Origin of the sequence: Clostridium sp. AM46-21 (genome assembly GCF_003480025.1) — a bacterium.
Lineage (GTDB): Bacteria > Bacillota > Clostridia > Lachnospirales > Lachnospiraceae > Coprococcus > Coprococcus ammoniilyticus.
Genome location: NZ_QUIB01000023.1, coordinates 16,814 through 31,696 on the forward strand (window position 1 = coordinate 16,814; position 14,883 = coordinate 31,696).

Genomic DNA, 14,883 nt, shown 5'->3' on the forward strand with positions numbered 1-14,883 from the left:
CTGCTAGATTCCTGACTCAAGCAGTTCCTTCAGATGCTCCAATCGCATCTCAAACTGCTCATAAAAATCCCGGTTCTCCTCATATCTCGCAACATACATGATATTCAGAATATACATACACATCTGCTTGATCCGTGCATCCTTACTTTCTTCTGCCCCGTCCTGCATACGGATCCGTGCAAATGTCTCCTGCACCTGCTTCTGAAAATCATGCCACTCATTAATGTACTCTGTATATCTCGGCAGATCCGGTGTATCGATCCATTTCGATACCTTGACCTTCACCTTGCCTGCCCGATCACATTCATGGATCTGAAGAAAGTATTTAAATCCGCCATCCTCATAATATCTGCCAAGCGGAAACAGTCTGCAGAATCCCGGCCTTGCCGCATGGATCCCACATCTGCCTTCTGCATTTAAAAAAGTACATGTTCCATTTACCATCTTGATATTTGGAAGGATCAACCCATCTACAACATTTAACTCTATCGTATCGGCAAGCAGAGCTTCAAAACTCTTCCCTGTCTCCTTTGTCAGTCTGCTCACATCCAGCGGATCTAAGATGATGGAATTTCCCATTCCCTCACAGCAGGCATGACACCCTTTACATTCATTGCAATATGCTTTTACCATATCCGTCTGATCGTATAAACGACCATCCGATATCTCTTCCAGACTACAATTTCTAAGCATGCTGTTTTACCTCACACAATACTCCATATTTTATCTTGATCCGGTCCAGTTTCAGCAAAAATGGCCGGGCCATGATCCACAGAAACAGAACCGTCGCAAATCCCTGTACCACATCAAACGGAAAGCCGGTTACATACGCTGCCACGATCATCTTAAGGTTCACTGCCGGCTGCCACATGATCACAGACGCCGGATTCATGATACCGCCATAGATCAGAATACAGCACAGGCCGCCAAAGATACACAAGCCAAGTTTCGTCACATTCTGACTTCTGACCCGGCTGTTATTAAATACAAGCCCCGCCGCAAAACCAACCAGGCCAAGTGAAAACATCTGCCATGGTGTCCACGGTCCCTGTCCAAATACCATATTCGATACCAGCATCGTCACCGCTCCGGTCACAAATCCGGTCTCACATCCAAATGCTACCCCGCTGATGATCACGATCGCCATAACCGGATTAAAATTCGGTATCATAAAAAATGCTGTTCTTCCGACTGTAGCAAGCGCGCACAGAACTGCCACCGTTACAATATCCCGTGCTCCCAGTGCCTTTGTCTCAAAGGCTGTGAGAAACGGTATCATCATTTCGATCAGAACCAGAAGGGAAATAAAATAATACTTCCGGTCTGACAGAACCGTCTTGCCAAACCAGATCGTTCCTGCCACTGCTGCAATACAAAGAACCGTTATGATCAATTTTTTTCTGCTGATCCGGTTCCTTCTGCGCAGGTCAATATCCTGATCCCTGTTTCTTCCGACCGGACGCAGCAACAGAATATATATGACCGTTGCCAATATAAATATACCATACAAGATCAGATATTGTATACCTTCTCCGGTCACCGTTCCATCCTCAATCAGCCGGGTCAGATCCGCCTGTGTCATTGTCTTATAAAAACAGAACGCCATGATAACCGTTGTAAGTAGAAGTCCCAGTTTTCGGACAAATGACATTTTTTCCGGTTTTTTCTCCTGTATTGATATCTCGCTTTGAGTGCCGCTTCCTATCCGGTCTTCTTCCTGCTTTGCTTCGTCATTTTCCTTCCTGTTCCCAGTATCTGTCCATACAATTCCGTCATCTATATCGTCATCCGGTTGATCCCAAGCACCGGTTTTACCATATGCATGCAGAATATCCTCAACCGTTACAGCGTCCCGAATTGTTCCTTTTGCTATTCTGGCTGCCGCAGTCGTATAGAATTCATTTCCTGAAAAATAATCGTTTGTTCCCGCAACCGTTGCCACTCTGCCATCAAAGATCAGACAGATCCTGTCAGCCGTTTCTGCACAGAATTCAATATCATGACTTACCATCACGATCGTATGTCCGGAAGCTTTAAGCTTCTTCATCATATGCGAAAACCGCTTTTTAAATGCTGCATCCATGCCCTTTGTCGGTTCATCCATCAGTATCACATCCGGAGCAGCAAGCAGTACCTTTGCAAGTCCAAGTCTCTGCTGTTCTCCCCCTGACAGATCATATGGATGCTGCGTCAGTACAGATTCCAGCCGGCAGAAATGAATACTGTTCCATATTGTCTCCTTCGAAATCTCCTGCTCCGCCACCTCAAACGTCCCATGTCTGCGGATCAGTCCCAGTTCTTCTCCAACTGTATTTGCAGTAAATAACAGCTTGGGATCCTGCGGAAGATATCCGATCCGGAGTTGCTTCTCCCGCCGGATCCTGCCTCTGTCCGGCCGGTAGTTCCCTGCGATCAGGGATAACAATGTTGACTTTCCGCATCCATTTGTACCATTTATGGCAAGGATCTCCTGCCGCTTTACCGACAAGGTAAGTCCGGACAATACCTCTTTCTCCATGGATGGATAATGAAAAAATACATCCTTAATATCGATCACGTTCTCCGCTGTCTGATTTTTTCCCTGCGTATCCGCCTGCTCTGACTGTCCCCCTGCTGCCATCTGTTCATGTTTCTCATCATACTGCCGCAGCCATTCTCTGCCCTCTGCAACTGTAACCGGACAGTCTGTAACTCCATAACCTGACAATCCAAATGCTATCCTGCATGCCGCAGGGATCTCGATTGCCGGTGCATTCTGTGCCAACAGCACCACGCCATCTGCAATGCTTCCATCATAGATCACTCTGCCATCTTCCATCAGAATGAACTGGCTGCACATCGGCCAGATTTCCTCCAGTCTGTGTTCTGTCAGGATCACTGTAGTTCCAAGTTCCCGGTTAATACGATACAGGCACTGAAAAAATTCCCTCGCTGCCATTGGATCTAACTGGCTTGCCGGCTCATCTAAGATCACCACCTCCGGCGCCATTGCCATGACTGATGCCAGGTTTACCAACTGCTTCTGTCCGCCGGACAATTCATTTACCTTTTTGTGAAAAATCCCATCCAGACCAAAGAATGAGCACATTTCCGCTACCCGCTTCTGAATAAAGGCATTATCATATCCAAGACTTTCCAGCCCAAATGCAAGCTCATGCCATACCTTATCCGTTACAAGCTGTGCATCTACATCCTGTACAACAAATCCGATCTGCTCCGTCTGTACACGATCATCTATGTCTCCAAGTTTTTTCCCCTGAAAACAGACAGTTCCTTCCCGTTTTCCACGAGGTGTCAAAACGGATTTCAACTGTCTGAGCAATGTCGTCTTCCCACTTCCGGAACCACCTGCGACAATGACAAAGCTGCCCTTTTCTATGGAAAGGCCGATATCCTTTAATACCGGCTTCAGATAAACATCATCCCTCTCCGATGCAATATCCGGATATGCAAATGTCAGATTATCGATCTCATATAATTTCATCTTTTCTTCCTTTCCCGGATTGCCTGATACAAATGCATCACACATGGCAGGCTTACTAATAACAGATAGCCTGCAAATACCGCAGTTCCCATTCCGTCTGATCCATTTCCTGTTATATCCGGATAATACTGCCAATCGATCACGCCCCGGATCATTCCTGCCGCAACAAAGCTTCCCGCTGCCAGAATCACGACCAGACAGCAGCCATCACTTTTTCTAAAATGAAATAACGAATATGCTGTCCTGCCTTTTAACCCATATCCCCGGCTCTTCATACTGTCACCTGTTATGACCGCCCGTTCTAACGCCCAGGTTGCTGCCGAAGAGATCACCCGCATACCGGTTCGAAGCCGTTTAAAATATTTCCCAGACATCACACAGCCTGCCGCTTTCTGTGCCTGATATACCTGTCGGATCCTTGCGGTAAATTCCGGCAGGAACTTCAACGTCATAGACAGAACGATCGACAGATACGGTGCCAGCCGCCCAAACAGATAGATCATTTTATCAGAAGTCATGATCCTATTGAAGGATGAGAACCAGCACAGTACTGTCACCAGCATTACAGCAGCCGCTATACCATACAGAATAGATTCGAGCGTCAGCGGATTGCCGGACGGCAGATACCGCAGGATCGTCACCCCCTGATGACTGAATACCGGATTAATGAGTGCCGTCAATATCACAACCGGCAGCATATAGCGCAGATTCTGATATAGTGCCCGTCTGCCATTCAGGCAGATAGAATATGAGACCGCTCCCAAAAAAGCGATCCCTAAACTAACCGGATGAAGCGACATCATTGCAAATCCGATGACAAATATAAAATATATCAAATTCACGATTGGATGACTGTCTGCAAATGCATCCCTTCTGATCTTCTTCACCTGTTTCTCCTGTCTGTTATTCAAAATATGGATTTCCTACATCTGCTCCAAGGTCACAGGTGTATTTCCATTCAATCTTATCTCCATCTTTCAATACATATTTTGAGCATCCAAATGCCGGGAACTTCCCATTGACACAATACTCCCAACCGGATAATTCTCCGCAGTCAAATTCATACAGATTATGAATTCCCTCAATGTAGTAGCTTCCGTATAATGCAGTAAAGGAATATTCAAGCTGTATACTCTTTTTTTTCGTAATATCCTTTAATACATCAAATACGGTCTGTCCCTTTTTAAATTCTACCTCGACTTCCTTCAGTATCCAGCCATCGGCAGGTACACAGGACTGCTTACTCTTATCTAACATATTCCAGTTTTTCAGAATATTATCGCAGTTAATCGATATCGTGCAGGTATATGTCTGCTCCTCGGTCTGCTTCTGCTCTGTCGTTTCCGGTTCTTCCGTTGTTGCAGGCTTCTCCGGTTTCTGATGCGCCGGCCGTTCCGTCGTTGGAGCTTCTGTCGTATTCTGCCCCGGTTCTTCTTCCGTCGTTGGCTGTTCCGTTGTTTTCGGTTCTTTTGTTTCAGTCGTTTGTTCCGTCGTTGGCTGTTCGGTCAGAACCTCTGTCGTCCCTGAGGAGCCTTGTCCATCCGGGCCATATGGATCCTGTCCATCTTCTGTTGCCACTCCTTCTGATGTCTCATCTGTACGATCCGTGTCCTGACTATCAGCGTCCTGACCGTCTGTTGTTTCCGATTCCGTCATCGATGACCTTCCGGTTTCCTCCTGACCGGTTTCAGTTTCTGCCAGTTCGGTCGAATTCCGGGATTCCGTATGCTGCTTTCCAAATCCGGAAAAGCCTCTGGAACCCGGTGCATTTCCACCATACCAGAATGCCATGGTAAGGATCAGCACCACCGCCAGAATACCAATTATTTTTTTTAAATTTTTTTTAATGAACTTCATATGCTGCTGCTTTCTGTCATACGGTATTTATTGTACCTGTAGTTTCTGTTCTCCGGGTATCTGCATGTTTAGTCAGCTTCTACGATCCCGATCACGCCCGGATATTTACGGTCTTGCTCCAACTGCTGTAATACTTCCTTTTATTCACCGTTTTACAGCTCCGGATCCGTACATAGTATTTCTTTCCGGCTTTTAATCCGGCTATAGTCTTTTTCACGGTTCCGGCTTTTTTTATCGCGATCGTCTTTGCCCCCTGCATGGACGCCTTCGTTCCATACATGATCTGGTAACTGTTCGCCTTCGTGTTCTTCTTCCAGGAACACTTCAGTCTGCCTTTTCCTGTCTTTTTTACTTTCAGGGCTGGCTGTTTTACTCGGTATATTGTGTGTATGGAACTGTATGCTCCATATACACCATCCGCATACGCCCGTATCTTATATGCGTATTTGCTTCCATTTGTAACTTTAGTATCTGTAAAGGAACATCCATTTGCCGCCTTTACCGACTTATATTTCTTCCAGGAGCCATTTTTCGCTTTACGATATATGATATATTTCTCTGCGTCTGTCGTCTTTTTCCATTTCAGCCGGATTCCGGTTTCTGTATTTGTCACCGAAGAAATCACCGTTGCCGTCGGTGCGATCGTGATCGTTCTGCTTACGCTTCCAGTATAATCACCCTTACCTTTTACTACGACCGTTGCCTTGCCCGGCATTTTATTATTCTTATATGTGACTGTATAATCTGTGTCTTTTTTTAAAGTGATCGTTGTTCCATCCAGCTTTTTACAGGTAACAGTCACTGCAGGTCTGATCGTCTTTCCGGTATATATGTATGCGGTCTTTGAAATGGTTACGCTGCAATCTGTCAGATCCATAACACATGCTTTATCCGCATCTGTCATATCATACAAGGTTGCCTTTTTATTCTGGAACCTCTGATACGCTACCAATGCGTAAAACGACTGCTCGGTCGCCATCTGATTGCCGGATTTTTCCGTGTCTACATGTTTAAACATTCCGGTTGATGATATATAAAAATACAACAGACCATCCAGCACAGACTTTCCATTTTTTACAAAACGACTGTCCGTTCTTCCATCAATTCCAAGACTGGATAAAGCCACCAGCACCTGTGCCGTGCTTTCTGCATTCTCACTTCCATATGAACTGTATGCTCCGGAGGTTTTCTGCATATCTGAGAGAACTTGTATGTTCCGGTCCACTGCTTCCCTGATCTGCTTCTGAAGTTCTGTTCCAACAGTTATCCGTCCGGTATAATATGGTGCAAATGCCTGCAATGCCATTGCTGTCACATCCGGATCTGCCCCCTGTGAATCACTTTTCGTCAGATTAAATCCACCATCTGTAAGCTCACTGCTTAATATATAAGATAACAATTTTTCTCTGGATACCTGGGCTGTTGTTTTACCCGATGTGATCTGCGGTATCTCATAATTACCGGAATCCAGCGCAATCAACGCCCAGATTGGTCCATTTAAGCCCTGTTTTTTTACATATGTCATATCCGACAAAGCTGCTGTCAGATCATACCCTTCTACGTTTGACGCATCTATCCCCATAGCAGTCAGTGCAAGAATGGCTCTGGAATTTTCCGTTCCCTTTCTGCTGTCGAGCTTCAATGGCACAGTCTTTGCACTTCCGCCTGTAGTTGTTCCATCAGCAGATGCCTGTGCTTCTCCGGCTGCCTGTAATACCCGTACCAGATTCTCATAATAGGCACGATACCACAATACATTCTTCCGTCCATAACGGCTTTCTCCGATCACAGCCCACTCGCCACCGATTGAAGCATTTGCAGGACCATACCAGTCTACGACGGAAGTTCCGCCTGTTTCATCTGCCACTTCCACCTTATAGGTTGTCAGTTTTTTCTCGATTGCAACAGACGTTTCCTTCAAAGCCGCCTTATAATCAATAGAAGTATCCGAAGCTGCCTCTACCTGGCTAAGCCCCGCGATCACACCTGTGCCTGCCTGTTTGCCAGTTCCGTCAAATGCTCCATTCACAGCAACCTGTCCAAACAAGGAAACAGCCATCACCATTACCAACATATAACTAACAATTTTCGTCCAACGCGATCTATACATTTTCTCTCTGTTTTCTTTTATCTTTCTCATTCTAACCTCATATCATTTCAAAATACATCATGCCCTGCAGCCATGATCTTCATAATCTTTCTTAACAAGTTTTCCTAACAAGCTCATACATAATACCTGATTCCGCATGGAAATCCCCTATATCAAGCCTATACTAGCAATTATAAAACAATGTGTCAACAGCGAGGATCTGGCAGGGAAACTTGGCAATTCTATAAAACTCTCACCATGTCCGGATCATTTCTTTATGCAGAGCACTTGCGTTACGTGAGACACAAACAAATGTAGCTATAAAAAACGCCCACGCTGTGATCAGATATTTCTTTTGGCAGACCTTGTCTCCCGTCGGTCCTTGATGAACCGCTCTGCGGTGAATTTAGTACCGCTACGTGAGACACAGAACGAAAGTGTTCTGCATAAAGAAATGATCTGATCACGGTGTGGGCGTTTTTTATAATATTATTCTTCAGCCTGCTGCTTCATGAGCTCCTTGAAGAACGCATCCTTCTCCGGATAACGTTTCCGCATGAACACCGGCTTATTGTTCTCATCCAGCAGACAATGACAGGATGTGCCGACGCACCGAAGCTCTCCAGTCTTCTTGTCATGTACTTCATAGGAAAATCCAATACGGATGCCTGTGTACTCTGCAAGCTTTACATAGATCACAATGTTGTCTCCATATCTGGACATGGTTTTGTATTCCGCAGATACCGACAATACCGGAATAATGATATTGTCGTCCTCGATGGTCTTGTAATCCCATCCAATCTGCTTCATCCAGTCCAGTCTCGCTTCCTCAAACCATCTGATATAGTTAGAATGATGAACAATTCCCATTCTGTCAGTTTCATAGTAATAAACCATACGCTCATATGGCTTAATTTCCATATCTATCATTTTATGAACATCTCCATTTCCTGCCTGCTTCTCACAGGCTATGTCATTTCATCTGCCTGTAATCTATCCCAGCAGATAATCGTCCGGACTTATTTCCAGTCTTTCTCTTTGATCTCTACACGTCTTACCTTACCACTGATCGTCTTTGGCATCTCATCGACAAATTCGATCACACGAGGACGTTTGTAGCTCGCCATGTTCTCCTTGAAATAACGCTTCAGCTCTTTCTTCAGGTTATCATCGCCAACCGTTCCTTCTGTCAGAACGATCGTTGCCTTGATCGCCTGTCCTCTGGTTCCATCCGGTATAGCTGTAACTGCACATTCCAGAACATATGGGATCTTCATAATCTCATTTTCAATCTCAAAAGGTCCAACACGGTATCCGGCAACCTTGATGATATCATCCACACGGCCTACGAACCAGAAATATCCATCCTTGTCCATATATGCGGTATCACCCATGTGGTAATAACCGTCGTGCTTAACTTCTTTTGTCATTTTCTCATCATTATTATAAGTAGAGAACAGACCATATGGTTCGCCATCTGCAATCTTAATAACGATCTCACCGGTCTCATCTACATCAGCAAGTGTTCCGTCCGGTCTCATAATGTGAACATCATAGAGTGGGCTTGCCTTACCCATGGAACCCGGTCTCGGTGTTGTATTTTTCAGATTTCCGATCGCAAGTGTAGTCTCTGTCTGACCAAAGCCTTCAAAGATCGTAAATCCTGTCATCTCTTTGAATTTATAGAATACTTCCGGATTCAGAGCTTCTCCTGCAGTTGTGCAGTAAGTCAGTGCGGAAAGGTCGTATTTGCTCAGATCCATCTTAACAAGGATTCTGTAAAGGGTCGGTGGCGCACAGAAGGTTGTGATCTTGTACTGTTCTACAAGCTTCATGATATTGTCTGCACTGAATACATCAAAATCATAAACGAAGATACAGGTCTCGCATAACCACTGACCATAGAGCTTGCCCCAGAGAGCCTTACCCCAGCCAGTATCGGATACTGTAAAATGAATACCATCCGTCTTTACGTTATGCCAATATCTTGCTGTAATATAATGTCCAAGTGCATACAGATGATTATGTGCAACCATCTTTGGATGCTTGGTTGTTCCTGATGTGAACATGATGATCATGGTATCATGTGCATAGACTGTATCTTCACCTGTCGGACGTGCAAATTCTTTGCTGAATGAAAGGATATCTTTATCAAATGGATGGAAATGCTCTCTCTCACCATTTACGATAACCTTGATCACCTTATCATCCGGATCGATGGCTGCCATTGCATCCGGAATCTTGTCATCAGCTGTACATACAACAGCCTTTACATTTGCAGCTTCAATTCTGTATCTGTAATCTTCTACCTTTAAGATATTGGTTGCAGGAATTGCTACAGCTCCAATCTTGTGAAGTGCAAGGATCGTAAACCAGAACTGATAATGACGCTTTAATACCAGCAGCACTCTGTCGCCCTTCTTGATACCAAGGCTCTTATAATAATTTGCTGCCATATTGGAATACTCTTTGATCTCTTTAAATGTAAACTTCTTTTCTTCCTTATCTCTGGACACATAGATCAATGCTGTCTTATCCGGTGTCTTTTCTGCTAATGCATCCACTACATCAAATGCAAAATTAAAGGTCTCATCATTTGTAAATTCAATCTTGCTTAATACACCATTCTCATCAAATGCTGTCTTGACAAACTTTCCGGCAATTCCTTCTTCCGGTTTTAACTCTGTTATCATACTGTCTGTTCCTCCGTAAAATAATGATCTATATAATGAAAAATGTGTTTCCTTTTTTCACGTTTTTGCAACTTCGTTCTCGGTTTTTCCAGACTTTATTCTGGGTTTTTCGTTAACTTCAAACGTAGTTTGAAAACTACTTTACCTATAGTACCATATTTCACTTATCTGTCAACAGTTTTTTGCAGTTCATTTTTACAAAAAACGGGGGAATTATAACTACAACCAGCTAATTATATATTGACTTACGTCGATTTCTATTCGCTGCATATGCCTGATTCGTAAATACTCCTGTGCCAACTCGTCCTTCGGACTCAAACAGGCACTCGTATTTACTGGCACTATGCATCTCATTACGAAATCTTTGGTAATGTCAATATATAATTAGCTGGTTGCAGTTATATTCCACCTTTATTATAATTTAGAAATATCGCAGATAAATGCAGACCATTGAGATCAGAATAACGATAACGGATGCCGGAGCCGATACCTTACAATATTTGCCCCAAGAGATCGGATGACCTTCTTTTGCCGCGATCGACATTCCGACAACATTTGCCGATGCCCCGATCGGAGTCGCACTTCCACCGATATCTGTACCCATTGCCAGTGACCATGCAAGAACCGAGAGATCCACACCTGTCGATGCTGCCAGAGTCTTGATAACCGGGATCATGGTTGCGGCAAATGGAATATTATCTACAAATGCACTTGCGATCGCGGATACCCAGATAATAATGGCTATCATTACCTTGGCATTTCCATGGCTTACCTTCCCGATAAATCCGGCTGCCAGTTCCAGAATACCGGTCTGCTCCAGACCACCGACTACAACAAACAGACCAATAAAGAAAAGGATCGTTTTATAATCTACATTTTTTAAAATATGTCCGATATTCTTTCCTGATGTCAGAAGAACCAGTATTGCTATAAACAGACCGATAAATGCAACTGTCAGTCCGGTCTGTGCATGTGTGATAAGTAAGGCAACCGCACATAAAAAGATCACACAGCTAATGGCAAATGCCCGTTTATCCGTGATCGCAGATACCGGTGATGGATGATCTTTCTCCGAAGTCTGTGACGCCGAAGATGCAGTGAGTTCTTTCCTGAAACAAAAATAAAAGTAAAAAATAATAACCACCAGTGAAAGTACCGCCATCAGGCCGGTATTTGTAATAAAATCGGAGAACGAATACCGAAGGGATGTTCCGACAATGATATTTGGAGGATCACCACACATTGTTGCCGATCCACCCAGATTTGCACAGAAGATCTCAGACAGGATCAGCGGAATCGGATTAAAGTCCAGAAGCTGCGCCAGTTCCACCGTAACTGCTGCTAAGAACAGGATAACCGTGATACTGTCAATGAACATAGCAAGGACAAATGACATGATCATGAATGTAATAAATATCGGAATGACCCTATACCGAACGGCTTTCGCGATCGTCATACATAGCCAGCGAAAGAAACCCGCCTTTGCCATACCTTCTACCATAACCATCATTCCCGCAAGAAAGATAATCGTGGCCCAGTTGATACCACCCGTACTCTCGGATGAGGCTCCTGCCTCATACCAGAACGAAAGTGTAAAAATGTTTCTGATATTTAATGTTTCAAGTATCGCATCCATGCTGTGCATTGCTACACCAAATACCAGAACAAGTGTTGCCAGTCCACATACCAATGTGATAACATGACGCTCAAATTTTTCAGATATGATCAATCCGAACATAACTACAAAAATGGCAAGTGCCAAAATCTGTGCTACCATGCGTGTAACCTCCATCGAAAAAAATGCCGCCGGGCTTATTTTATGTTTCGTCTGGCGACATTTAATTTTCTTACTTTCTTCTTTATTTTCTTTTGTTGTTAATAGTTTCTGCTTTTCCCTGTAATATCAGAAGTCCCCACATCCGATATTACAATTACCTTCTTATATCTAACGGATCATATCAACCGTTTCTGCATTCTGTTTGTCCAGATTGTCCTTGATCAATATATCCGATGATTTTGCAAGTGCTGCATTTCTGTCACGCATTGCAAGATTTGGATCCCGGTGTCTCGATGGACCGCCGACACAGCCACCTTCACATACCATACCTTCGATGAAGTCTTCTGGAAGTCTTCCGACCTTCATCAGCGTCAATGCCTTCTTGCATTCGGTTATGCCACTGCATTTGCATACAGATACATCACCGGTACAGCCAAGTTCTTTCATACTTTCAAGAACTGCTGCGGTTACACCACCTGCATTTGCAAATTTCTTACCATAGATACTGCCCTGATCATCCGTATCTTCTTCCGGCTCCAGCTTTACACCCTTTGCACGAAGCATCGCACGGATCTCACCATAAGTCAGTGCATAATCTGCAGTATCCTTCTCTCCTGACATGGATTCCGCTTTCTTCGCGATACACGGTCCAATGAATACAGTAACTGCACCCGGAAATTTTTCCTTTATATAACGGGATGCTGCACACATCGGTGATACTGTCTCTGAGATCGCATCCTTTAATGTCGGAAAATGCTTCTCAATATAGTTCTTAAATGCCGGACAGCAGGAGGTTGTCTTCTTCTCCCCCTTCTCCTTGGCTTCGATCCATTCCTTCGCCTCATTCATGGCAGTCATGTCCGCTCCAAGTGATACATCTACAACATCATAAAAACCAATCTTCTTTAAAGCGGTTCTCCAGCTTGCCATCGTAATATCTGCACCAAATTGGCCGATCGTTGCAGGTGCAAGCATAGCAAACACCTTAATATCTGAACGCATCTTCTTAATGATATCCACGATAAATGTCTTAGAACCGATCGCGCCAAACGGGCATTTATGGACACAGGAACACACTGTATGCATTTGTCCTGATTGATCACGGCAATACCGGTACCATTATCGGCCACCGAGATCGCATCCACAGGGCAGCTCTTCATGCAAGGTCGTACCAGATCTGCGATCGCATTATAAGGACAGGCTTTTGCACACTGCCCACACTCTTTACATTTAGATGGATCAATATAGGACTTATCCCGCCCCATGCTGATCGCTCCAAACCGGCAGGCTGCCTGACAGGCTTTACCCATACACTTCTGACAGTTATCTGTTACTACATATCGGGAGATCGGACATCCTTCACAGGCGGAATTAATGACCTGTACAATATTTCCGTCATCTTCAGCACCCGGTGCTTTACCTTCCGCAAGCCGGATCCTCTGTCTGATAACCTCTCGTTCCCGGTAGATACAACATCGAAATGCCGGCTGCGGTCCCGGAACCATCTTATAAGGAAGACTGTCTCTTTCTTCCTCCAATCGTCCGGCATACGCAAGCTTGGCAACTTCATACAATACTTCATGTTTTACTTTTAAAAGCGTCGCATCGTTTGTTATCATTTTTTCTCATTCTCCGTATTCTATCTTCCGTATACGCAGTTCTTTCTGCGCATATTTTCTATTATTATGACTTTTTTTCTCAACTAATTCTTCCTATTAATGTATACCACATTTTTACCACAAAAGGAAGCGATTTTGTCCAGTATTCCATATATAACCAAAATACAAAGAATAACTGTAACGGCATACGTGATCAGATATGGAACATAGCCATGCCGCAGATAAACAGACAGAAATGGAGAACCATTGGACGGATAACAGAGGAACATAAAGTTGCAGCCCCAGATCCTGTTTATAACATAGACAGAGGGAACAACTGTAAACAAGAACAAAAAGATCTGCCAGATCCTTTTTATAGAAGGTTTGTATCTGCCGGATGTCAGAACAAGCACCGGAATGAGCACTAAAAGTCCATGTATCAGAAAAGAATTGATGTGCATGTAATTAAATAACGGATATCTGGTCCAGTCCGGAAATAACAATGCTGCCATTGCACCGGGCATACTGATCACGCACATAATTTCTCCTAGAAATTCCCGGTGGAAAAATGCAAATCCCAGTTCCACAAAAATCGCCAGTCCGCACATCTCAAACGGAAGATATGATATCCCCATCTCCCCGATCCATATCAAATAAAAATCCTTACCTAATTCCAGACACAGACATATCCCCGTCAGTATTTTCAGGATTCTGTCCTGAACAGCAGCATCTGCCTTTCTATAATAATAACCGGTCACTATACATACAAATATAATTCCAACCAGCCAGCCTATATGAATCCATCCAAATAACGAAAAACCACCTTGCTCCGGCAGCTCATCCCAATATCGAAAAAAATCTCCAAACATACCTATATCATCTCCATAACAAGACATTTCATGCGATATAATGAGCAAAAGGTGCTTCCGTATATCCGCGCCATGGTCTGGCGGTGTTATAAAATATCATTGCGAGGATTTCGTCGTGAACTGCGCATTGTCAGTAAATGCGGGTGCTTGTCTGAGTCCGAAGGACGAGTTAGCACAGGAGCATTTACGAATCAGACATGTGCAGTGAACAGAAACCGCAGTGAGATATTTATAACACCGCCAGACCACGGCACGGATATACGAAAGCACCTTTTGTTACATTTAAAAAAGAAAAGAGCCACCAAAATGGTGGCTCCAAATGAGGGGGGAAAGGATTCAAATATATGAAAAGCTTTCGTATTGTATGTTACAGTATATGTGTGAACATTTCATGAACAATATGTGAACTATTTATGTTTTCCATGTCAAAAAAAACGACAAATTTCTGTTAATAATCACGGAAATCTGCCTATATTTGACATGATACCGTATAATTTTCTATTTTTCGTTTTCATT

9 protein-coding genes and 1 pseudogene are annotated in these 14,883 nt (G+C 43.9%); all 10 read right to left on the bottom strand.

All coding sequences use genetic code 11. From position 1 onward, the window contains the following. Positions 1–3 precede the first annotated feature (3 nt). Positions 4–693 (bottom strand): YkgJ family cysteine cluster protein, encoded by a 690-nt coding sequence (locus DW959_RS13410; RefSeq protein WP_117808119.1) that lies wholly within the window; start codon positions 691–693, stop codon positions 4–6. Next, positions 686–3,484, bottom strand: coding sequence for an ECF transporter S component (locus DW959_RS14765; RefSeq protein WP_147340239.1), 2,799 nt, complete (start codon positions 3,482–3,484; stop codon positions 686–688). Before DW959_RS14765 ends, DW959_RS13410 begins: the two co-directional genes overlap by 8 nt. Next, entirely contained in the window at positions 3,481–4,395 is a 915-nt protein-coding gene (locus tag DW959_RS13420) for an energy-coupling factor transporter transmembrane component T (RefSeq protein WP_179960572.1), read from the bottom strand. The genes DW959_RS14765 and DW959_RS13420 overlap by 4 nt, the downstream gene beginning before the upstream one ends. Then, entirely contained in the window at positions 4,388–5,341 is a 954-nt protein-coding gene (locus DW959_RS13425) for a DUF4430 domain-containing protein (RefSeq protein WP_117822346.1), read from the bottom strand. The genes DW959_RS13420 and DW959_RS13425 overlap by 8 nt, the downstream gene beginning before the upstream one ends. A 91-nt stretch (positions 5,342–5,432) precedes the next feature. Continuing rightward, entirely contained in the window at positions 5,433–7,481 is a 2,049-nt protein-coding gene (locus tag DW959_RS13430) for a hypothetical protein (RefSeq protein ID WP_117822347.1), read from the bottom strand. A 438-nt stretch (positions 7,482–7,919) separates the two neighbouring features. Next, entirely contained in the window at positions 7,920–8,360 is a 441-nt protein-coding gene (locus tag DW959_RS13435) for a thioesterase family protein (RefSeq protein WP_117808115.1), read from the bottom strand. 89 nt (positions 8,361–8,449) lie between these two features. Next, a complete protein-coding gene (locus DW959_RS13440) occupies positions 8,450–10,123 on the bottom strand; it encodes an AMP-binding protein (RefSeq protein WP_117784457.1) in 1,674 nt (557 codons plus the stop codon). Positions 10,124–10,544: 421 nt separating this feature from the next. After that, on the bottom strand, positions 10,545–11,900 hold the full coding sequence (locus tag DW959_RS13445) for an ArsB/NhaD family transporter (protein WP_207664460.1): 1,356 nt from the start codon (positions 11,898–11,900) through the stop codon (positions 10,545–10,547). 168 nt (positions 11,901–12,068) lie between these two features. Beyond that, positions 12,069–13,519 (bottom strand): annotated as a pseudogene (locus DW959_RS13450) (4Fe-4S dicluster domain-containing protein). Between the two features lie 83 nt (positions 13,520–13,602). Then, the gene (locus DW959_RS13455) at positions 13,603–14,367 is read right to left on the bottom strand and encodes a YwaF family protein (RefSeq protein ID WP_181983882.1); all 765 of its coding nucleotides are present in this window, start codon (positions 14,365–14,367) and stop codon (positions 13,603–13,605) included. Positions 14,368–14,883 lie beyond the last annotated feature (516 nt).

What these genes read in the sequence shown, in the direction of transcription:
- DW959_RS13410 (WP_117808119.1), bottom strand. Translation starts at nt 693, where the DNA reads ATGCTTAGAAATTGTAGTCTGGAAGAGATATCGGATGGTCGTTTATAC.
- DW959_RS14765 (WP_147340239.1), bottom strand. Translation starts at nt 3,484, where the DNA reads ATGAAATTATATGAGATCGATAATCTGACATTTGCATATCCGGATATT.
- DW959_RS13425 (WP_117822346.1), bottom strand. Translation starts at nt 5,341, where the DNA reads ATGAAGTTCATTAAAAAAAATTTAAAAAAAATAATTGGTATTCTGGCG.
- DW959_RS13430 (WP_117822347.1), bottom strand. Translation starts at nt 7,481, where the DNA reads ATGAGAAAGATAAAAGAAAACAGAGAGAAAATGTATAGATCGCGTTGG.
- DW959_RS13435 (WP_117808115.1), bottom strand. Translation starts at nt 8,360, where the DNA reads ATGATAGATATGGAAATTAAGCCATATGAGCGTATGGTTTATTACTAT.
- DW959_RS13440 (WP_117784457.1), bottom strand. Translation starts at nt 10,123, where the DNA reads ATGATAACAGAGTTAAAACCGGAAGAAGGAATTGCCGGAAAGTTTGTC.
- DW959_RS13445 (WP_207664460.1), bottom strand. Translation starts at nt 11,900, where the DNA reads ATGGTAGCACAGATTTTGGCACTTGCCATTTTTGTAGTTATGTTCGGA.
- DW959_RS13455 (WP_181983882.1), bottom strand. Translation starts at nt 14,367, where the DNA reads ATGTTTGGAGATTTTTTTCGATATTGGGATGAGCTGCCGGAGCAAGGT.